The organism is Virgibacillus kekensis (genome assembly GCF_042654125.1).
In the GTDB taxonomy this organism is placed as follows: Bacteria; Bacillota; Bacilli; order Bacillales; family Amphibacillaceae; genus Lentibacillus; species Lentibacillus kekensis.
On the sequence record NZ_JBHSFU010000007.1, the window covers coordinates 152,687 to 173,390 of the forward strand.

The window sequence follows — 20,704 nt, forward strand, 5'->3', positions numbered from 1 at the left end:
GAACATGTTTACTATACGAAAAGCAGTTTATGATGATGCAGAGGCAATTGCTGAAATCCATGTGAGCAGCTGGAAAAGCACCTATACCGATTTGCTGGAGGAAAAAGATATCTCCAATATTACATATGAAAATCGTAAGGCCTTATGGGAAACTATATTACGGATTAAGAAAAAAGAACAGTGTACGCTAGTTATCGAAGACTTCGAGAAAATAGTCGGCTTTATTTCCGGTGGCCCTGAACGCACGAAGAGATTTAACTATGACAGTGAAATATACACGATCTACCTGCTGGATGATTATCAACGGCAAGGACTTGGGGCAAAGCTCCTTAAAAGTTTCACCGAGGAAATGAAGGACCGCGGCTATAAATCGATTCTTGTCTGGATTCTGACCCAGAACCCTTCCAGCCGATTCTATGAGCGGTTCAACGCTGAACCTGTTGGCGAGGAGTTAACAACCATCGGAGAAGGAACGTACCAGGAAACAGCATACGGCTGGAATGATATCGATGAATTACTAAAAAAGCTGTCATAAGGACAGCTTTTTCTCATTGAAAAGGCTCTATATGGATGTGGGCGTATGGGATATTAAATCGATCGTCAAGTAGTTTCTCGACTTGTTCAGTAATTTCATGACTTTCTTTCACATTTAGTTGTGGATTAACCAGAATTGTGATATCGATAAACTCCTGGTTGCCGTGAACTCTTCCTTTTACATCCACCACTTTCTCCACTTCCGGCACCTCATAAATGCTTGATTTGATTTCTATAATTTTTTCTTCATCAAACCCATCGGTAAGTGTGTGGGATGAATCTCTAAAAATATCCCAAGCGGTTTTGCAGATAATAAATCCAACAATCAGACCTGCAAGCGGGTCAAGCCAATATAAACCAAACTGTGCACCAGCGATGCCTATAAAGGCTCCAAGACTAACAAGGGCGTCGGATTTGTTATCTTGGGCAGCCGCGTTCAGGGAACTGCTGCCGATTCTTTTGGAAAGGGTTCGATTATAGCGATAAACACCAAGCATAATGATAGCTGCGGCAAGTGCGGTCCACCCTGTAAGCATGTCCGGATTGGCGGGCTCCCCGGATATCAGTGATTCGAACGTATCGATAATAACCTGAATCCCCACAGTCACCATAATAAATGCGGCAAACAAGGAAGCAACCGTTTCCGCGCGATAATGGCCATAATGATGATTCCTGTCCGGCGGTTTACGTGATATTTTTAGACCTATTAGAACCGCGACAGATGCGATAACATCTGTGGTGTTATTCAATCCATCAGCCCGTAATGCCGCTGAATTTCCTATTTCTGCAATTATGAGTTTTGTGGCTGACAGAATAAGGTACGCACCGATACTGATCCATGCGCCTTTCTCACCCTGTTTCAAATTATCTGCCTGATTCATGAAATTGCCTCCAATATTGCTTCTCTATAAAAGGTTTACCCTAAAACACACATTTTACATACACGTAATTTCTCAGCTTTAACAGTCTACCAAAGTGTTCCATGGTGAGTCTAGAGAAACAAACAAGCACACGGCAATATGTATTGCGGTTTTTCAAGTAAGTTTCGTATGGGAAAATTTTCAGCCCTTCATAAATTCCTGTTCTTAATTTGACAAAGTATAATTTTACGGGGGACGCAAATAGTAATTCTAGGGGTTACTACTTTTAAAAAGGAAAGTGAATATACTATGGCAGGCCATATTGAGGAACAAGAGAAGCGCTGGGCAGTCATTTCATTAGCATCGATTCCGCTTATTATGACACTGGGGAATTCGATGCTTATTCCAATTCTCCCGGTTATGGAAGAGGAACTGGACATATCTAAACTGCAATCAAGTTATATTATAACGATGTATTCCGTTGTAGCTATATTTTTTATTCCAATTGCTGGTTTTTTGTCGGATCGATTTGGTCGGAAAAAAGTGATTATTCCTTCCTTGATCATTACTGGACTCGGAGGACTCCTGGCTGGATGGGCGTCAAGCAATATGGAGGACCCATTCATGGTTATCTTGATGGGCCGGATTCTTCAGGGGGTCGGGGCATCTGGTGCTGCACCAATTGTTCTGCCGCTGGTCGGCGATATTTTCAGAGACGACCGTGAAGCAAGCGCCACACTTGGGATTATAGAAACCTCAAATACAGTGGGAAAAGTTCTCAGTCCGATTCTGGGTGCTGCTTTAGCAGCTTGGATATGGTTTATTCCGTTTTATTCTGTCCCTGTGTTTTGCGCCATCTCATTAGTAATGGTGGCATTTTTAGTGAAAAACAACGGAAAAGATGAAGAACATAACTCCTTTAAGGAATACTGGGGCCTTGCAAAGAATGTATTCAAGGAACATGGCAAATGGCTTTATGCCGTATTTTTGATTGGAGCCATCCTCATGTTTGTCCTGTTTGGTTTCTTGTTTTATTTATCAAGTATTTTGGAAGAAAAATATAATTATGATGGCGTCTGGAAGGGTGTAATCCTGGCAATTCCCCTCCTGGCCTTATCGATTGCATCATTTATTGCCGGCAAAAAAATTGAAGACCACCTGAAAGTCATGAAGTGGGTGACGTTTATTGGAATCACGCTAACTGGAGCATCAGTTGCTGCTATTCCAATTATGGATAATCAAATATACTTATTGTCGATTTTTCTGATATGCGGTACGGGAATCGGCATGTCGCTCCCATGTCTGGACGCCCTGATTACGGAAAGTCTGGAGAAAGATGTGCGGGGAATTATTACATCGATATACAGTGCGATGCGGTTCGTAGGGGTCGCTGCAGGGCCGCCTGTTATTGCGATACTGATGAAAGAAAATGTTATCTGGATGGCCAGCATGCTTGCAATATTCGCGCTTGGGGCCGGTATTCTTGCCTACCGGAATATAGATCCATGAAGAAATTTTGCCGTTAGACTAATTTTCTGTTGCAATTGTTTGAAAAATCTAAGATAATAGAAAAAAGGAACCAGGGGGCGTGTTCCATGAAAAAACAGAAGATAGTCTATCGGATTTTCCGGTATGAGGGAAATGTAATCAGAGCAAAAAGGGAAGTTACTTATGAGTTCAGACTTGTGTCACGTCTAATGCTCGATGAATTATGTTTTACCTGGAATAAAGAAACGCTGGAAGCAGCGATTAACTATTCCATTGATAATGGAGACAAAGAGAGTTTTTTGCGGTTGAGTGAGGAGTACAGACATTACATTTGGGAATAACCCGATTTCAGCATGACTGGCCTTGCCTGATATGGTGAGGCTTTTTGTGTGATAAAGAGGTTACGTTACATATAAACGCATATGCAGGGGGAGTCAGAATGGAGTACAGTAACAGGGCAATTGAACAGCGGCAGAATGGCATATTGTTTTACATACTGCTTTTTTCGTTGTTTCTCGGAGTTGGTGCTGAACTTATTGTTGGAGCACCAAAGGAAAACCTGATTGCACTTGGTGTTGGAGGGGTAGTCAGTGTAGGACTTATCGGCTTATTTCATTATAAAAAGATAATGACGGCAATTGTGCCGTACCTGGCGATTATTAGTTTATCGGCGATTGCATTCATTATTATCCTTAGTTCAGATTATGTCACCAATATGCTCTTTACTTTTTACGTACTGGCGGTGGCGGCAATCTCCCTGTCACTTGCGGTGTTGGTAACAGGCGGGGTGCTTGGAATATCCCTGCTAACGTTCTTCGTTATTGTTAAAGGGGAAGTAATTGGATTTGATGCGCGGGCCACAGCGATTACAATGGTGTTTTTTGTTCTTGTATTCGTCGTCCTGGTTATCCAGGTAAGAGTGTCCAGGAAACTGCTTACAGACACGCAACAAGCACTTGCAGCAAGTCAGAACCACTCTGAATTGCTGCGGAAACAGGCATCCATCGTCCAAACCAGTGCTGCTGAGGTAAGGACCCAAATGGGAATAATTGAGAAGGATAGTAACCTGAATTCACAATCGATAAAAGAAATGAATCTTGCTTTCCAGGAGATAGCAGGAGCGAGTCAGTCCCAGGCAGAATCTGTCACGACTATTTCATCGACAATTGAAGTAACAGGAGAAAAACTGTCAAAAATGATTCATTCCTTCTCCAGGAGCATGGCTGATGGTGAAGAATTAAAAACACTATCCCTTAAAGGACATACCTCAATGGAAGATCTGGCGGATACATTAAATAAATTTCAGCAATCATTTGATCAACTCGGTGGGAATATGGATAACCTGGTGAAAAAAATCGATGAAAATAATAAATTCACCGAAAAAATACAGGAAATCGCTGAACAAACGAATCTCCTGGCATTGAATGCAAGTATTGAAGCAGCCCGTGCAGGAGAAAGTGGTAAAGGCTTTGCTGTGGTTGCCGGGGAGGTCCGTAAGCTTGCCGAGGTTTCTCAGCAGACAGCCTTGCAAATAAGTGAAAATCTACAAACAATCGAGTTTGACGCAAAGTATGCCCAGAAGGAAGTAGATGAGAATAAAGAGCAGTTAAGTGCCAGCACACAAAAAGCGATTGACACCAAAGCGAGCTTTACGCGGATTACGGACCAGCTAATTAACTTTATTAAGTATCTTGGTTACCTTGAGAAACAGGCAAAGGACATTCAGACATCTTCCACTACTATTGATGACTCGGTCGATCAGCTGGCTTCAGTTATTGAAGAGACGACTGCAACCATTGAGGAACTGGAGGCAATGGTTTCCGAGCAGGTTAACAGAATGAGTAACCTGGTTGAAGCAATTGAAGAGACAAACAAGGCTGCAGCCACACTTGAAAAGGCAAATTAACAGGAAAGAAGAGATGCACGGGCGAACCGTGCATTTTCTTTTCACAAGGTTTTCTAAAAAAATATGCAATTTGGTAAATTATTCTGGTATGCTTTAAAAGAAAGAAATATGAAACATTCTTTCCTGCATAAGTACACCTAAGACTTGAACTCCAGAGACAAGATCTTCTGGAACAAAATTACTTAGATAGAATGCCTCTAACAAAAATAGTTAGTTTCCAAAAAAAAAAGGGGGTTGCAATTTTAAATGAAAAAGAAAACAGTGTTCAGTTGGATGTTGTATGACTTTGGGAACTCAGCATTCTCAACAACGATTATGGCAGCTGTACTGCCGATTTTTTATTATGAAATCGCTGCAGCAGGGGTTAACCAATCACTAGCCGACAGTTTCTGGGGATACTCACAGTCGATTGCCGCGCTGGTTGTAGCAGTAATGGCACCGTTTCTTGGCGCTATTAGTGATTTCTCGGCAGCCAAGAAGAAATTCCTGCGTTTCTTTGCCTTTATGGGAGCGATTGCCAGTGTGCTGCTCGCATTTGTAGGTGAAGGTCAATATATCTTTGCATCCGTGCTCCTGATTCTGGGTACAATCGGATTTTCAAGTGCAAACATTTTCTATGATGCATTTTTACCTGAGATTGCTGATGAAGATGATATCGATAAAATTTCTTCGTCCGGATTTGCGTTTGGGTATATCGGCGGGGGAATCCTCCTTGCAATTAATGTTCTGATGATTTTAAAGTATACCTGGTTTGGATTGCCTGATGTGACAGCTGCTATGCAGGTATCATTTGTGACAGTAGGGATTTGGTGGTTCATATTCACCCTGCCTCTCCTTAAAAATATTAAAGAAGAAAAAAAGTCACCGGTAAAACGAGATAAGTCGTATGCTGCCATTGGAGTATCAAGAGTGGTTGGCACATTCAGGGAAATTAAGCAATACAAGCAATTATTAATTTTTTTACTTGCTTTCTGGATGTACAATGACGGAATCTCAACGATTATTAAAATGGCAACAATCTATGGAAAAGATATCGGAATCGGCACCAATTCGCTGATTGTGGCTTTATTAATCACACAGTTTGTCGGAATCCCATGTACCTTTTTCTTCGGATGGCTTGCCAAAAAAATCACTGCCAAGAAGGCGTTGTATATCACGCTGTACGTCTATTTGTGTATTGTTATACTGGGCTATTTCATGTCGTCGGCTCTTCATTTTTATCTTCTGGCCACATGTGTCGGCTTGGTACAAGGTGGGGCACAGTCACTAAGCAGGTCGATTTTCGGACGGATGGTCCCTGCCAATAAACATGCGGAGTTCTTTGGCTTTTATGGAATTTCCTCCAAATTTGCTGCGATTTTCGGGCCGTTTTTGTTTGCCTTAGTAGGGCAGCTGACAGGGTCAAGCCGGCTTGGAATTGTATCCCTTATTATCTTCTTTATCGTGGGGATTGTCCTGTTGAAATTTGTTAATGTTGAGCAGGGCACACTTGAAGCAAAACGGAATACCAATCCGGCAGAACAAATAGAAGTGAAGCCGCAATAAAAGAATATCAACAACGTAAAAAGCAGGAACCCGATGCAGGGTTCCTGCTTCTGCTTATACTAAAAGTGTGAAGTAGGACTCAGGTCAGGGCGCCTCAGCTCTTGTTCATATAATTGGTTCACTGTATTTGTTCTCAAGGTTTAACGAAAGTGGTTTACCTGTATCATAAGAGATATTACCAATCAATTCGTGAAGTGTATCAGGGGTGTCCCTGCTATCAGACCGCCAGTAAGAGAGCACCTCGGTCATAATTTCTATGCCTTCCTGCCTTGCCTCGTCATATAAGTCAATAAAACTTTTGTTCGATGGTTCGTTGGTAGCAGGGTGGTGCCACGTTGTGTGATTATGATTAAGGTAGTCTGTTTCTTCATTGATCGGCTGGTGGGAATAGGATGAAATTAATGATGACAGGATGCGGTTTTTCCAGCCGTGCGGGTCCGCTAGCAGTTTAAGCGCCAGTCGCATATCCTTATACGATTTTTGGATATAAGCTTCAGAATCATATTTAACACCCGGAAAATGGCGCTTGATCGTTTGATGTAAAAGACCCGCAACTTCCTTATCAAGCGAATGACCTACATTGATTTCCTTGTACACCGGCACTTTCCATGTTTTCAGATTCTGGTACTTCTCCATCATCAGAGTATCAATTAACACTTCCAGTTTCTGATGATTACTTCCCTCATAACCGGCCCTGTAATGAATATACGGATGTGCTTTTCGGTCAAGGATGTGATGGGTGACAAACCCAAACACGTAACTTCGAATATCCGGGTTTTTATCTTTTGCCTGCTCAATCAAATCCAGCAGAAATGGGCCGCAATTTTTGGTATGCAGAAGGCTGCCAACCTCGTTAACAGGGTCTTCTTTCGTCCATGGCCAAAAATTATAATAAAAAAAGGGATCCGGTCCCTGTGCACCTAGGTTCATATATGCTTCATGCTGAGAAAAAGGATTCGGATTAACAATAGAATCCACCACTTCCTCACAAAAAAGCATGTGTGTCCATATATTTGGCATAAATTAGCTCCTCCTTAACATAAAGACGGATCAGAAGGCTTGAGCAGTAATTTTTAAAGAGGTAATCCTTCAGATAATACTGTCTCTTTTGTATTATATAGGAAATCTGACTGTTATTGGTAGAAAAAAGGCACTATTTTGTGACTTAGCCTAGCAGGATGGGAGGTTTTCCAGTGTTGGTCGAAACGTTCCCTTAAGACCGAATCTCCATAAACAAGCTTTTTAAAATCAACGATGCTTCGGAACGTCGATGGGGCATGCAGTCGGAATATCGCCTAACGGGCGTATTTTCTTTATTTTTGGTACAATAGCAGAGGATATAATCAAAACACATACATAAGGAGGCTGTATTTGATGGATTACCGGGTAGAGAAAGATACACTGGGAGAGATTAACGTACCAGCTGATAAATACTGGGGAGCACAGACACAGCGAAGCAAACAGAATTTCCCGATTGGGGACGAAAAAATGCCGAAAGAGGTTATTAAGGCATTTGCAATTCTGAAGAAGAGCGCTGCAAAAGCGAACAGTGATTTAGGTCTTCTTGAGGCCAAAAAAGCAGAAGCAATTGAATATGCCGCAGACCAGATCATTAATGGTGAGCTTAATGACCATTTTCCACTAGTCGTATGGCAGACAGGCAGTGGTACGCAGTCAAATATGAATGTTAACGAAGTAATCGCGTTTGCGGGAAATAAGTGGCTTGAGGAAAACGGAAGCGATTTAAAACTCCATCCGAATGATGATGTTAACAAGTCACAGAGCTCCAATGACACGTATCCGACAGCAATGCATATCGCATCAGTTATTAAGCTTGAGGATTCCGTGCTTCCGGCAGTGCAAACGCTGAAAGATACACTAAAAGTGAAAATGGATGCGTTTAAAGATATTGTGAAGATTGGCCGTACTCATTTACAGGATGCTACTCCGCTTACACTTGGTCAGGAAGTCAGCGGATGGCATCGTATGCTGGAGAAATCAGAAAGCATGATAACGGAAAGCGTTCACCATCTTCGTGAGCTGGCGATTGGCGGAACTGCGGTTGGAACAGGACTTAACGCACATCCGGATTTCGCGGAAGCGGTTTGTGAAGCAATCAATAATTATACCGGGAAAAACTTCATTTCAGCGCCGAATAAATTTCATTCACTGACAAGCCATGATGAAACGGTATATGCACACGGCGCATTGAAAGGACTTGCGGCTGATCTGATGAAAATTGCCAACGATGTACGCTGGCTTGCAAGTGGACCACGCTGTGGAATTGGTGAAATTACAATACCGGCGAATGAACCCGGGAGTTCAATCATGCCGGGTAAAGTAAATCCTACCCAGAGTGAAGCAGTAACGATGGTAGCAGCACAGGTTATGGGGAACGATGCAACAATCGGTTTTGCAGCAAGTCAGGGTAACTTCGAGCTAAATGTTTTCAAACCGGTAATTGCCTATAACTTCCTGCAGTCATGCCAGCTCCTGGCTGACAGTATGCTGTCATTCAACGAACGTTGTGTAACTGGAATTGAGCCTGATCATGAACAAATTGAAAAATATCTCAATGACTCTCTAATGCTCGTGACAGCATTGAATCCGCATATTGGTTATGAAAACGCAGCGAAAATAGCAAAAACTGCGTTTGCCAATAATTCAACACTGAAAGAAACAGCAGTCGACCTTGGACTGCTTACAGAAGAAGAATTTGATGAGTACGTTAAACCTAAAGAAATGACTCATCCTAAATAAATATAAATAATAAGAAGAGGCAATCCCGAGAATAAAATGGGAATGCCTCTTTTTTCTTTTGGTTATATTCTTTAGCTTTATTGTTCTTTAACTCTCAAAATTCTTCATCGGAAGCAAACACGGCTTCCTGCAGGGATTTCAGAAATCAACAGATATGTTATGTCGCAGTTTATTTTTCCCCAAATACAACAATCTTTTGAAAGCAGCATTTCTTTTAAATAAAAAAGGTAATAAAGCAAATAATAGCCTGACAAAGCAATTTTTCGCTTATTAAAATTATCACGGATACCCTAAATATGCACAGTGACATTAACCGTTATTCACTTTTTAAATTGGTTTTATAAGCAACAATTACCAACGCGATTTCGTGATAAGTTTTATAGATCTGCTTACACTATGGGTACAGGAGGTGATAACATGGCTAACAACAATTCAAACCAAATCTTAGTTCCTGGCGTGGAGCAAGCTCTTGACCAAATGAAGTATGAAATCGCTCAAGAGTTTGGCGTAAACCTAGGTGCTGACACAACTTCTCGTGCCAACGGATCTGTTGGTGGTGAAATCACAAAACGCCTAGTATCAACTGCTCAACAACAACTAAGCGGACAACAGTTCAATCAATAATTAAATAACAATGGCTTAGAGGGCAAAACCTCTGCAAAAAGAGGGAAGTCTAAAAGACTTCCCTCTTTCTTTTATATTGACATTTTTTAAGAATATATCTCTTTGTTTATCGAATTCTGAGTTCGCTTTCCGGATCAAAGAAGTGTGCTTTGTTCATATCGAAAGCAAGATGGATCTGTTCACCACCGTTAATATCGGAACGGGAATCAACTCGTGCGATAAAGTCCTGATCAGCTACTTTAGAATACAGATAAGACTCAGCACCCATCAATTCAGCAACTTCAATGGTCGCGTTAATCTTAGTTTCCGGTGTAGAATCGATGAATACAGGCTCATCATGAATATCTTCAGGACGTACACCAAGAACAACCTCATTATCTACATAACCCTGCTCACGCAGAACTTTCATTTTACCTTCTGGAACTTTAATTTTAGTGTCACCCATCTCAAAGTGGCCTTCACGCAGATTACCTGAGAAGAAGTTCATGGACGGTGATCCTATAAATCCGCCAACAAAGATATTTTCTGGCAGGTCGTATACCTTCTTAGGCGCCCCAACTTGTTGTATGAGTCCATCTTTCATAACCACGAGACGCGTTGCCATTGTCATAGCTTCTGTCTGGTCGTGGGTAACATAAATCGTTGTAGTCTGCAGACGCTGATGAAGTTTCTGGATTTCGGCACGCATTTGAACACGAAGTTTCGCATCAAGATTAGATAGTGGTTCGTCCATCAGGAATACTTTTGCATCACGGACAATTGCACGGCCGAGTGCAACACGCTGCCGCTGACCGCCGGATAACGCCTTTGGCTTACGGTCAAGGTAAGGCTCTAGGCCAAGTATGTTCGCAGCATTCTTCACACGCTTGTCAATTTCATCTTTTTTGAATTTACGCAATTTCAGCCCGAACGCCATATTGTCGTATACATTCATGTGTGGGTACAGTGCATAGTTCTGGAAAACCATCGCAATGTCGCGGTCTTTTGGTGCCACGTCGTTCATTTTTTTGTTATCGATATATAGTTCCCCGTCTGTGATTTCTTCAAGTCCAGCAATCATCCGTAGTGTGGTTGATTTACCGCAGCCGGATGGTCCAACGAAAACGATAAATTCCTTATCCTTAATATCAAGATTAAAGTCATCAACCGCTATTGCTTTTTTATCATACGATTTCTGAATATGTTCCAAACGAAGCTCAGCCATTATTTTCTCCTCCAATTATGTAAGCGTTTTATCTATAACTTAATTATAAAGAAAAAGGAGGACAGCCGTAAGTGGCAAAGGTGCACAAAGAATCCGTGTTCATTTGTGCACCTTTCAATACCCGTTATAAGCTCGCCTTAAGTGTTTTTAACCCCAAAAGTGCAAGGTACACCGTAACGGCCTGGTGGAAGTTTCGTACATCCAACCCGGTTTTTTCTGCAAACTTATCAAGGCGGTATTGAAGGCTATTCCGGTGCAGGTATAGTTCTTTTGCGGTGACCGAAATATTCAAATTGCAGGATATAAATGTTTCAATTGTCTGCAGCATCTCTGTATCTTCTGACATTTCACCGAGAATCAGGTTGGTAATCTTGTTTCGAAAATTACTATCTGTTTTACTTAAAAGAACGTATGGAACTGCATCGAAATAGGTGATCACATCTTTTTCCGACAGAGGAAAGACCATCTCAGCTCCTTTCGACAAGGCCTGAAAATTCTCTTTTGCGGTGTTGGTATCGTGCAAATGCGGACCAATGAGAAATTTGATTTTTACATACAAGTCACTCATCAGTATGTCGATAATCTGTTCATAAGAAATAGGCTCCTCAAGATTCTCTTCGATGATGATCCCTTCATGTTCACTTTGCCAAAGGATTGGAACCTCTTTTCCAAAAAACTCCCGGATTGCCTCTTTAAATTCCTGCGGTTCAATCTGGAACTTTGAAAAGGAAAAATATATTAGTCGATATATAATCTTGGCTTCCCGGTCGGCGTGGGTCTCTCCAGCAATAATGGTCTCCCACACCTTTTCTTCGGCAGTCATTTCAGGTATGACAGCACTGTATGGCCGCAGGAATGTCTTTAATAGAAGGGTGTCCTTTTCCGTTAGCTCATGTTTACCAATGCCGATAATCTGATTGGTATCTGTAATGAACCACCGATAATCCGCTGATTCTTCTGTTGGCATATTTTTTTTTATAATCAGTGAAGAATAAATTTTACGCAGCTGTTCAATCATGAAATTGCCTCTTTCCGGTATGCTTTTTTCCATTATAGCAGTAACAGGCCAGGGGAAAAACCAATTTTCGGAAATGGTGCCTAACTTCGAAATGGTATACATGGCTTCACTGGTTTGTTATAGTTATTCTAGATGAAAATGAAGGAGGACATATTGTGCCTAATATTTACGATAGTGCATATGATTTAGAAAAAGCAATCCGTGAAAGTGATGAATTCACCAGCCTGAAAGAGGCGTATGATGCGGTGATGAATGACCCATCTGCCCGTCAGATGTTCGATAACTTCAGAAACAAGCAAATGGAACTGCAGGAAAAACAGATGCAGGGAGAAGAAATTTCCGAACAGGAAGTTGAGGAAGCACGGAAGGTTGTGGAACTTGTTCAGCAACATCAGGATATTTCCAAACTGATGGAACAAGAACAGCGTCTGAATCTTGTTATTAATGAAATTAGCCAAATTATCACCAAGCCACTTGAAGAGCTTTATGGCAATCCAAATGAAGGAAATGAATAATCAGTAAATAGTCCGCAGCAGAAAATGCTGTGGGCTTTTTTTCGGTTAATAAAAGGATTTCCACTAAAAAAAGCGAATTCTTACATATAACTTACTTTTTTAAAGGGGATGGAATAATGAGTACGGTAACATACGAAAGTAATAATAATATTACACATATCTATCTTGATAGAGCTGAGCGGTATAATGCGCTCGATAAAGAGATGCTGACAAATCTGCTGGAAGTTCTGGAGAAGGTTGAGAAGAACGATGACAAAGTGATTATTTTAAGTGGTAAAGGAAAAGCATTCTGTGCAGGCGGAGATATCTCCATGATGACTGACTTTGCAGACAGAGACTTTTACCAGTCGGTGATGAAGACGGTAGAGGCAGTTGTCCTGAAGCTCTATATGATGCCCAAGATTGTAATTTCGGCAATTCAGGGCTCTGCTGTTGGTCTGGGACTGAGTCTTGCACTAACGGCCGACTATGTTGTTGCACAGAAAGAATCTAAGCTTGGAATGCTGTTTATCGGGGTCGGACTCGCACCTGATGGGGGAGGACACTTCTGGTTACGCGAACGACTTGGCACCCAGCGTGCAAAACAATTCACCTGGGGAATGCGACAGGTTGATGGTGAGGAAGCAAAACGCATGGGACTTATTGATATGCTGACAGAAAAGCAGGTCGTTGAACAGGCCAATGAGATGGCTGAACAGATGCTGACTATTCCAATAACCGCAATGCTAAAAACAAAAATGATTTACCATAATCGCCAGGTGGATGAACTCAAATATTATTTGAATGAAGAAATTGAGGCCCAGTGGGAACTTCGCCACACTGAAGATCACAAGGAAGGCGTCAGTGCATTTCTTGAAAAACGGAAACCAAACTTTAAAGGTAATTAAAAGTTAACAAAAATAAAAAACTGCACTTTCAAATTGTCCGGTAAAATTATACTAGACAAGTGATAGTGCAGTCTTTCTTTGAACTTAATTCTATCGGTGAAACAATACGAGTTTCGCTTCAGGTGAGACACAACGATGGGTGTATTCACTGTAGCCAGTTTCATCCAGTCGGGCCTGGCCGATTTTTTTCGCTTCTTCGTTGGACGGGGCTTCAAATGATTCGTCGAGCAGCTTTTCCCCTGTTTGAGAAAACACAGTTAATGCATAAGTCCTCACAACGGTACCTCCTTGCCTGATATACTGAATGATTATTCTGTTATTTCTGGTTGCAAAGAAGCCTAAAAGTTGAAACTATTCCATAGTTAAAACGTATCACAAAAGTGGAAAGGAGAGAAGAGAAATGACACTGAGATTAGATAACGTCACAAAACGATTTGGTAACAATACTGCTGTTGACCTCCTTTCCATTTCGATACCCGAGAAAGAAATGTTCGGGTTTCTGGGTGGTAACGGTGCTGGTAAAACTACTACATTTCGGATGATACTTGGGCTGCTTGATATAACGGAGGGTGATATTTCTTGGAACGGTGAGTCTATCAGCTATGAAAAAAGTCATTTGATCGGATATTTACCAGAAGAGCGAGGGCTTTATCCAAAATTAAAAGTCCGGGACCAGCTGATTTATCTCGGTAAACTGCGCGGTATGACGAAGAATGAAGTAGTAACCGAACTGGAGGGGTGGCTCGATAGGTTTAAAGTTCCAGAGTATATCGATAAAAAAGTTGAGGAGCTATCCAAAGGGAACCAGCAAAAAATCCAGTTTATCTCTGCGGTTATCCATAAACCGAAATTACTGATTCTGGATGAACCTTTTTCGGGGCTTGATCCGATAAATGTGGAACAACTGAAGGAAGCAGTTATCGATTTGAAAGAACAAGGTACTTCAATTGTGTTTTCATCACACCGTATGGAGCATGTTGAAGAATTGTGCGAGCATTTGTGCATCCTACATAAAGGTAAACCAGTAGTGCAAGGTGCATTAAGAGAGATTAAACGTTCATTTGGGAAAAAGAATCTCGTGGTTCATGCTGATTTTCCAGTGGATTTTTTGAAGGGCTATTCTGGTGTAATAAAATACAAACCAATGACCGAGGGTTGTGCGTTGCAGATTGAAAGTGAAGAGATTGCCCAAAAGATTTTTGAGGGCCTTCACGGTAAAGGTTTCGTGCGAAAGTTTGAATTGGAAGAGCCGTCATTGAGTGACATTTTCATTGAGAAAGTAGGTGCGTCATATGAATAAATTCTGGATTATTATGTCGCATACATATATGACCCGATTTAAAACAAAATCATTTTTAATCAGTACGATTATCTCGCTGCTGTTCATTTATGGAATCGCCAACATGGAAACAATCAAAGAGACCTTCACCGGGGATGGAACTCAAGAAATCGCAGTGATTGATGAGTCTGGCCAATTGTTTAAAACACTTGAAAAAGGTGTAGAACGTGGTAGCGAAAACCTTGAACTAACAACATTCGAAGGGACAGTGGAAGAAGGAAAGGAAGCTGTCCAGGAAGAAGAGTATAATGCTCTCATTACATTGTCATTAAATGAAGAAGAGCTTCCGCAGGCAACCTATTACGCCAGTAACATTGCTGAGGCAGGTGAGCAGTCTGTAATTCAGCAGCAGCTCCAGCAGTTAAAAGTTGCCGCTGCTACAAGCAAGGCAGGTATCGATCAGGAAACGGTTACAGAAATTTATTCACCGGTAAAATTTGATAAAGTTGCTTTGGATGAGAATGCGAAAACCAATGAAGAATTGAGCCAGGCTAGAGGTATTGTCTATATCATGCTGTTCTTGCTTTATATCTCCGTTATTACATACGGAAATATGATCGCAACCGACGTGGCAACTGAAAAATCATCCCGTGTAATGGAAATCCTGATTTCAAGTGCGTCACCGGTCACCCATATGTTTGCAAAGATAATCGGTATAGCCCTGCTCGGACTTACCCAGGTTGTCTTGATTGTGGGGGTAGGCTATGCGTTGATTGTCACGAAACAGGATGAACTGACCAGCGGAGTGTTTGAATACTTTGGAATACAGGACACTTCAGTATCCTTATATATATATGCTGTTGTATTCTTCCTGCTCGGGTATCTGCTTTATGCTACACTTGCGGCAATGCTTGGGTCGCTGGTAAGTCGGATAGAAGATGTTCAGCAAATGATTATGCCGATGATCTTTTTGGTAATGATTGCATTCTTCATAGCCATGTTTGGTCTTAATATGCCAGATTCCACGTTTGTCGTGATAACATCTTATATTCCGTTCTTTTCGCCAATGCTGATGTTTCTGCGTGTTGGCATGCTCGATGTTCCGGCATGGGAAGTCGCCTTGTCAATTGGAATCCTAGTTGCGACTATTGCAATTTTTGCATGGGTCGGCGCCCGGGTTTACAAAGGCGGTGTACTGATGTATGGACGTTCAAGCTCCCTTAAAGATTTCAAAAAAGCAATCGAACTCACGAAGAAAGAGTAATGAAAAAACATCCTGATCAAAATTGATCAGGATGTTTTTTCTAGGCTGTTCAATAAAAGATTGTCGTATTCCTTACTAAGACAACAAACTGCGTCTTTGCGATAAGGTTGATTTCGGCTCCGGGCAGTCACTTTCCTCGGGCAACGCTTCAGCCTCCTCGTGAGCAAAATTCGTTCACTGCGGGGGCTTCAGACTGTTGCTTATTCCGCAGGAGTCGACTGTCCTCCGCTCCAATCAAGGCCATAAGCCTAGGCAATACACGTAGACTACTATGGAAAAACGAGCTTAAGAGACCCCGAAGTGAGCGGTCTTGGTGAACGAGGAGGCTCGTGGTGAGTCCATGGCTAAGAAGACACTGTGAAAGCTTTAACTTGAACAGATGTCGCCTTGGTACCCGTAGAGGTAAAAGCGAAGTGTATTTCCGGAGCGGTGTCAGTATAATCAAACCTTAGTTTATATCAACTACCAGAGATAAAGAGAAGCAAAGTTGAGCAAAAGAGTGTTATTATTTCACAATCGAACGTGCATTCGCATTTGAATTCTGATAAAATAGAAGCTGGAAAGGAAGGTGTCTGTATGGCAGAGCAAATCTCATTCATCCATGTCGCAGACCTGCATCTTGACAGCCCGTTTAAGGGGTTAGCCGATTTACCGGAAGATATCTTCAGGCAGGTAACTGAGAGTACTTTTTCTGCGCTAGACCAGCTGGTAAGTAAAGCTATCGAAAAACAGGTCGATTTCATACTGATTGTCGGCGATCTGTTCGATAACGAACGGCAAAGTCTGAAAGCGCAAGTCCGTTTACGCAGGGCTTTTGAAAAGCTTCAAGAATACGGAATCAATGTTTATCTGTCGTATGGGAATCACGACTTCATAAAAGGCAATATCCACGCAGTTACCTATCCAGATAATGTGTTTATTTTTCCCGATGAGTCGGTCACACATTTCATCTATGAAAAAAATGAGAACACCAAAGCAGCTATCTACGGATTCAGTTATGAAAATCGGTCTGTAACAGCAGTCAAAGCACAGGAGTACATAAGAGCTGACGGGGAAATCCCATATCATATCGCATCACTACACGGGAGCCTCCACAGTAATACGGACCACGATGTTTATGCACCTTTTCACCTTTCAGATCTGATTGGGAATAATTTTGATTACTGGGCGCTCGGCCACATCCACCAGCGGCAAATTCTCCATCACAATCCACCTGTCGTGTACCCGGGAAATACACAGGGAAGGAATCGTAAAGAAACAGGTGAAAAGGGCTGTTATCATGTCATTCTTTCCAATGATGAACCTCAATTGGAATTCATGCCCCTCCACGCCATGAAATTCAATGAAGTGACTATTGATGTGTCGGCATGTAGCGAGGTTCATCAGCTGGAGTCAGCAATAAACAGAGCAATTAATCAGAAAGAAAACACGGAACCTGAGCTGATTCAGCTTTCTTTATCAAGTGAAAATAATAACCTCCCGCAATGGGATGCAGCACAGCTGGTTGAGGAGATAATCGAACTGGTAAATGAAACGAATGTTTTCAGGCCGGACTGGAAATTTATTTTTAGGTTTTCCGTGGAACGGCGATTCGCAGGAATGGAGGATGAGTTAAGGCATGGGGAGCACTTTGTCGGGGAACTCATTCGCCACGCTGATGAAGTATCCATACAGCCTTATCTAAAAGAATTACAGCATCACAAACAGGCAAGGAAATATCTTGGAACGATTACTGCGGAACAGGAAGAGAATATCAGAGAAAAAGCCAAGCAGTTACTGATAAATGAATTATTGAAGAACGGGGGTGAATAGCATGCAGTTAAAACAGGCGAAAATCTATGGCTTTGGGAAATGGGTTGATCAGACAATTAACTTTAGCGATGATCCATTCTTATGCATTTATGGTGAAAATGAATCTGGTAAGTCAACACTACAGCAATTTATCCTATTTATGCTGTTTGGTTTACCCCCAAAAAAGCGGTCATTTTACCGTCCGAAACAAAGTGGGAAACTAGGAGGCCGTCTAACTATTATCGAAGGCACTGGTACCGAGTTTACAATTGAGCGGCTTGATGAGGTTAATAATGGAGCAGCTGCATGTTATACACCTGATGGTAAGTTACATAGTGAGGAATGGCTGCAGGAACGGTTGCAGGGGATGACGCATTCAACCTATCAATCTATATTCTCATTTTCCGCCCTAGACCTGGCCAATATTAAAGATATGAAAGAGGAGGAGCTCAGCGAAGTTGTACTTGGGATAGGATTAACCGGTTCTAAAAGGATTCAGACAATCGAAAAAAGCCTTGATTCTAAAATAGCAGACCTTTTTAAGCCAACGGGGAAAAAGCCGGAAATCAATGTACAGCTTGATGAACTTGAACAGTTATCTACTTCGCTAAACAAGTACAAGGAGACAGCTTTCACGTATCGGGACAAGAAAAATGAGTTACATAACCTAACCGAAACAATTCGCCGACGCCTAATAGACTTGAAACAAACCCGGCAAGTCCTTTTTAATAATGAAAAAACACAGCAGGCGCTCCCTGTAATAAAGGCATACAAGCGGGATCATAGATTACTCGCTGACTATCCCAGGCATATAAGTTTTCCGGAAAATGGCCTTGCGAGGCTGGAGCAGCTGCAAAAAGAAATGCTTCCACTGGAAAGCGAGTTAGCTGTACTTAAAGATAACCAGGATAAATATAAAGATAAGCAAAAATCTGTTCGTGCGCAATTATGTTCAGAGGGTGTATATGATCAAGCACAACAGCTTATCAATGGGAAAAACAACTATACTGAGACAGAAAACGAGCTTTTAAGGCTGCAGGAGTCCATAAAGAAAATCGAGCTGGAGCTGGATAATGAAATTGCCAGGCTGGATATCGGACTGACAAGGGAACAACTGACAACACTGGTGTTGCCGTTTCATACTGAAAAAACATGGCAGGAACTTAAAGATTCCCGGCACCAGTTGAATCTGGAGAAAGAGAAATTAAGACAGGAACAGAGCCAACTGACAAGAAACCGTGATTATTTACTGGAAGAACGAAGTAAACTTAACGCTGATAAACTGGAAGATGCTGATATAAAAGAATTATCCCGCCGGTTAGATGTATACATGCGGCATGAATATCAGGAACAGGCCAGAAAGGAAACTGTCGGACAGTTAACGAAATGGAAGAAGGTCAATGATCAAAAAGAAAAGAATGCACGTTTATGGCTGTTTGGCAGTATAGTAGCCGCGGTTTTAGTTGCTCTTCTTGCAATGGTTCTCAACCAGCCTCTAGCTTATGGCATTTCGGTTCTAGTTTTTGCAGTGGGATTTATGCAGTGGGCGGCCGGAAGGAGATCATCCAGGGAACTTGGTGATATTCTGCAAGATAAAGAAGTCTCGTCAGGTGAGGTGACAGCTGAAGAACGGCTGGAGGCCGAGGAGCTTCTAGAGAGAAACAGAGAGACGGAGAAGGAACTTGCAGGGATTAGGGAACAGCTCCGCACCAATGATATACAGGAGCTTCAATTAGAGGAAAAAGAAAACGCACTTGAGCAAAAAGATCTGCGGTTGCAGGAGCAAATTGATTTACAGTATGATCGTTTTCCATTTCTCAAGCATGTGGATCTTTCTTATTGGACGGAATTGCTGCATACGCTAAAACAACTAGTCAGTATGGAGAGCAAGAGAAAGCAACTTATTGAGCAATACACTGTTCTTTCTGGAAAGAAAGATAACTTCAGAGAGGAACTTGAATTGTTTTATAAACAGATCGGATGGAAGGTAACAGATAAGTCTATTGATGACTTGTTTAAGGCAGTCGATAATTTGATCACCGATTATAATGCCCAGCTAAAGAATATCGATTACTATAAGGAGTTACTGGAAAGTAATGAGGACAGCATACGAACAGTAACAAAGAAAATGAAAGTTTATCAGAGTGAAATAAACAATTTGCTTTCCTATGCCGGAGTTGGCTCAGCGGAAGAATTTCTGGCACAGGGTAAACAGCTTGCTGAAAAACAGGAAATTGAAGCCCGAATAGCTCAGCAAATGGAACAGCTAGCAACAATTTTGCCTGAATGGAATATAGATCAAGTTATGAAACAAGCGGTGCCTTCAGGAAGTGAACTGGAGGTACAGCACAAGGAGTACTCGGAAAAGATTGTTCAGCTGGAAAGGGAACTAGAAGAAATGCGACAACAACGGGCTGATTTAAAAGCTGAGCTTTCAGCCTTGGAGTCATCGGAGTCATACTCAGAGACGGTACACCGATTCTCAATGGAACAGGACCGGCTCCAACAGCTTGCAAAACGATGGTCGATCTATAAGTCAGCCCGAGATATGCTTGCTGAAACAAAGCGTAATTACCGTGATAAATACCTTGAATCAGTAGTTGAACGGACTGAAGCTTATTTTGAAAATCTGACAGGTGGAAGATATCAGCGTGTTTTTGCTCCCGAAGATAATAAGTCTTTCCAGGTTGAGTCGGATGAAGGAGTCCGTTATCGTGCACAGGAACTCTCCCAGGGAACTGTTGAACAGCTCTATGTTGCTTTACGACTTGGGATCAGTGAGGTAATGAGTGAAAAACACCGTCTTCCATTTATTATTGACGATGCATTCGTACACTTTGATACGGTCCGGACGAGCCGTGCAGTAAAAATGCTGAAAGAGACTTCACGTTCTCAGCAGGTTATCCTATTCACTTGCAAAAGGGATATAGCTGATTATGCCGGTGATAAAAATGTAATTACCCTAATGAATTCTGTTCGCATTAATCAGCCATAAATGATAAACTGTTTTCAGATAAAATTGTAAGGAT

The 20,704-nt window shown here is 41.8% G+C and carries 18 protein-coding genes; 13 read left to right on the forward strand and 5 right to left on the reverse strand.

Features of this window, described 5'->3' with window-relative positions:
• Window positions 1-4 precede the first annotated feature (4 nt).
• Window positions 5-535 carry a GNAT family N-acetyltransferase gene (locus tag ACFO3D_RS13075; RefSeq protein ID WP_390296660.1) on the forward strand — a complete coding sequence of 177 codons (531 nt, stop codon included), beginning with the start codon at window positions 5-7 and terminating at the stop codon, window positions 533-535.
• A 13-nt stretch (window positions 536-548) separates the two neighbouring features.
• Here the strand turns inward: ACFO3D_RS13075 and ACFO3D_RS13080 are convergent, their stop codons facing one another.
• Window positions 549-1,415, reverse strand: a complete 867-nt coding sequence (locus ACFO3D_RS13080) for a cation diffusion facilitator family transporter (protein ID WP_390296662.1) — start codon at window positions 1,413-1,415, stop codon at window positions 549-551.
• Between the two features lie 288 nt (window positions 1,416-1,703).
• Here ACFO3D_RS13080 and ACFO3D_RS13085 point away from each other — a divergent pair, with 288 nt between their 5' ends.
• The 4 genes from ACFO3D_RS13085 to ACFO3D_RS13100 all read left to right on the forward strand — a co-directional run bounded on the left by ACFO3D_RS13085 (window position 1,704) and on the right by ACFO3D_RS13100 (window position 6,333).
• Entirely contained in the window at window positions 1,704-2,903 is a 1,200-nt protein-coding gene (locus tag ACFO3D_RS13085; protein WP_390296664.1) for an MFS transporter, read from the forward strand.
• Window positions 2,904-2,989: 86 nt separating this feature from the next.
• Window positions 2,990-3,223, forward strand: a complete 234-nt coding sequence (locus tag ACFO3D_RS13090; protein WP_390296666.1) for an IDEAL domain-containing protein — start codon at window positions 2,990-2,992, stop codon at window positions 3,221-3,223.
• A gap of 98 nt (window positions 3,224-3,321) precedes the next feature.
• Window positions 3,322-4,788 carry a methyl-accepting chemotaxis protein gene (locus ACFO3D_RS13095; RefSeq protein WP_390296668.1) on the forward strand — a complete coding sequence of 489 codons (1,467 nt, stop codon included), beginning with the start codon at window positions 3,322-3,324 and terminating at the stop codon, window positions 4,786-4,788.
• A gap of 246 nt (window positions 4,789-5,034) precedes the next feature.
• Window positions 5,035-6,333, forward strand: coding sequence for an MFS transporter (locus ACFO3D_RS13100; RefSeq protein WP_390296670.1), 1,299 nt, complete (start codon window positions 5,035-5,037; stop codon window positions 6,331-6,333).
• A gap of 105 nt (window positions 6,334-6,438) precedes the next feature.
• Here the strand turns inward: ACFO3D_RS13100 and ACFO3D_RS13105 are convergent, their stop codons facing one another.
• Entirely contained in the window at window positions 6,439-7,353 is a 915-nt protein-coding gene (locus ACFO3D_RS13105; protein ID WP_390296672.1) for a zinc dependent phospholipase C family protein, read from the reverse strand.
• A gap of 354 nt (window positions 7,354-7,707) precedes the next feature.
• On the opposite strand from ACFO3D_RS13105, the gene fumC reads away from it, so the two are divergent.
• Together fumC and ACFO3D_RS13115 are read left to right on the forward strand one after the other, a co-directional pair.
• On the forward strand, window positions 7,708-9,093 hold the full coding sequence (fumC, locus tag ACFO3D_RS13110; RefSeq protein WP_390296674.1) for a class II fumarate hydratase: 1,386 nt from the start codon (window positions 7,708-7,710) through the stop codon (window positions 9,091-9,093).
• Window positions 9,094-9,510: 417 nt separating this feature from the next.
• Window positions 9,511-9,717, forward strand: a complete 207-nt coding sequence (locus ACFO3D_RS13115; protein WP_390296676.1) for a small, acid-soluble spore protein, alpha/beta type — start codon at window positions 9,511-9,513, stop codon at window positions 9,715-9,717.
• A 106-nt stretch (window positions 9,718-9,823) separates the two neighbouring features.
• Here ACFO3D_RS13115 and ACFO3D_RS13120 read toward each other — a convergent pair whose 3' ends face one another.
• Together ACFO3D_RS13120 and ACFO3D_RS13125 are read right to left on the reverse strand one after the other, a co-directional pair.
• On the reverse strand, window positions 9,824-10,921 hold the full coding sequence (locus ACFO3D_RS13120) for an ABC transporter ATP-binding protein (protein ID WP_390296678.1): 1,098 nt from the start codon (window positions 10,919-10,921) through the stop codon (window positions 9,824-9,826).
• Between the two features lie 124 nt (window positions 10,922-11,045).
• Entirely contained in the window at window positions 11,046-11,939 is an 894-nt protein-coding gene (locus ACFO3D_RS13125) for a PucR family transcriptional regulator (RefSeq protein WP_390296680.1), read from the reverse strand.
• Window positions 11,940-12,094: 155 nt separating this feature from the next.
• Between ACFO3D_RS13125 and ACFO3D_RS13130 the strand changes: the two genes are divergently transcribed.
• Together ACFO3D_RS13130 and ACFO3D_RS13135 are read left to right on the forward strand one after the other, a co-directional pair.
• A complete protein-coding gene (locus ACFO3D_RS13130) occupies window positions 12,095-12,454 on the forward strand; it encodes a YlbF/YmcA family competence regulator (RefSeq protein ID WP_390296682.1) in 360 nt (119 codons plus the stop codon).
• A gap of 116 nt (window positions 12,455-12,570) precedes the next feature.
• Window positions 12,571-13,341 carry an enoyl-CoA hydratase gene (locus ACFO3D_RS13135; RefSeq protein ID WP_390296684.1) on the forward strand — a complete coding sequence of 257 codons (771 nt, stop codon included), beginning with the start codon at window positions 12,571-12,573 and terminating at the stop codon, window positions 13,339-13,341.
• 90 nt (window positions 13,342-13,431) lie between these two features.
• On the opposite strand, the gene ACFO3D_RS13140 is transcribed toward ACFO3D_RS13135, so the two are convergent.
• Window positions 13,432-13,617: a YhzD family protein gene (locus tag ACFO3D_RS13140; protein ID WP_390296686.1), complete on the reverse strand. Its 186-nt coding sequence runs from the start codon at window positions 13,615-13,617 to the stop codon at window positions 13,432-13,434.
• A gap of 124 nt (window positions 13,618-13,741) precedes the next feature.
• Here ACFO3D_RS13140 and ACFO3D_RS13145 point away from each other — a divergent pair, with 124 nt between their 5' ends.
• From ACFO3D_RS13145 to ACFO3D_RS13160, 4 genes are all read left to right on the forward strand, one after another.
• Window positions 13,742-14,641 carry an ABC transporter ATP-binding protein gene (locus ACFO3D_RS13145; RefSeq protein ID WP_390296688.1) on the forward strand — a complete coding sequence of 300 codons (900 nt, stop codon included), beginning with the start codon at window positions 13,742-13,744 and terminating at the stop codon, window positions 14,639-14,641.
• The gene (locus ACFO3D_RS13150; protein ID WP_390296690.1) at window positions 14,634-15,884 is read left to right on the forward strand and encodes an ABC transporter permease; all 1,251 of its coding nucleotides are present in this window, start codon (window positions 14,634-14,636) and stop codon (window positions 15,882-15,884) included. Before ACFO3D_RS13145 ends, ACFO3D_RS13150 begins: the two co-directional genes overlap by 8 nt.
• A 576-nt stretch (window positions 15,885-16,460) precedes the next feature.
• A complete protein-coding gene (locus ACFO3D_RS13155; protein ID WP_390296692.1) occupies window positions 16,461-17,696 on the forward strand; it encodes a metallophosphoesterase family protein in 1,236 nt (411 codons plus the stop codon).
• Window position 17,697: 1 nt separating this feature from the next.
• Window positions 17,698-20,670 carry an ATP-binding protein gene (locus ACFO3D_RS13160; protein ID WP_390296694.1) on the forward strand — a complete coding sequence of 991 codons (2,973 nt, stop codon included), beginning with the start codon at window positions 17,698-17,700 and terminating at the stop codon, window positions 20,668-20,670.
• Window positions 20,671-20,704 lie beyond the last annotated feature (34 nt).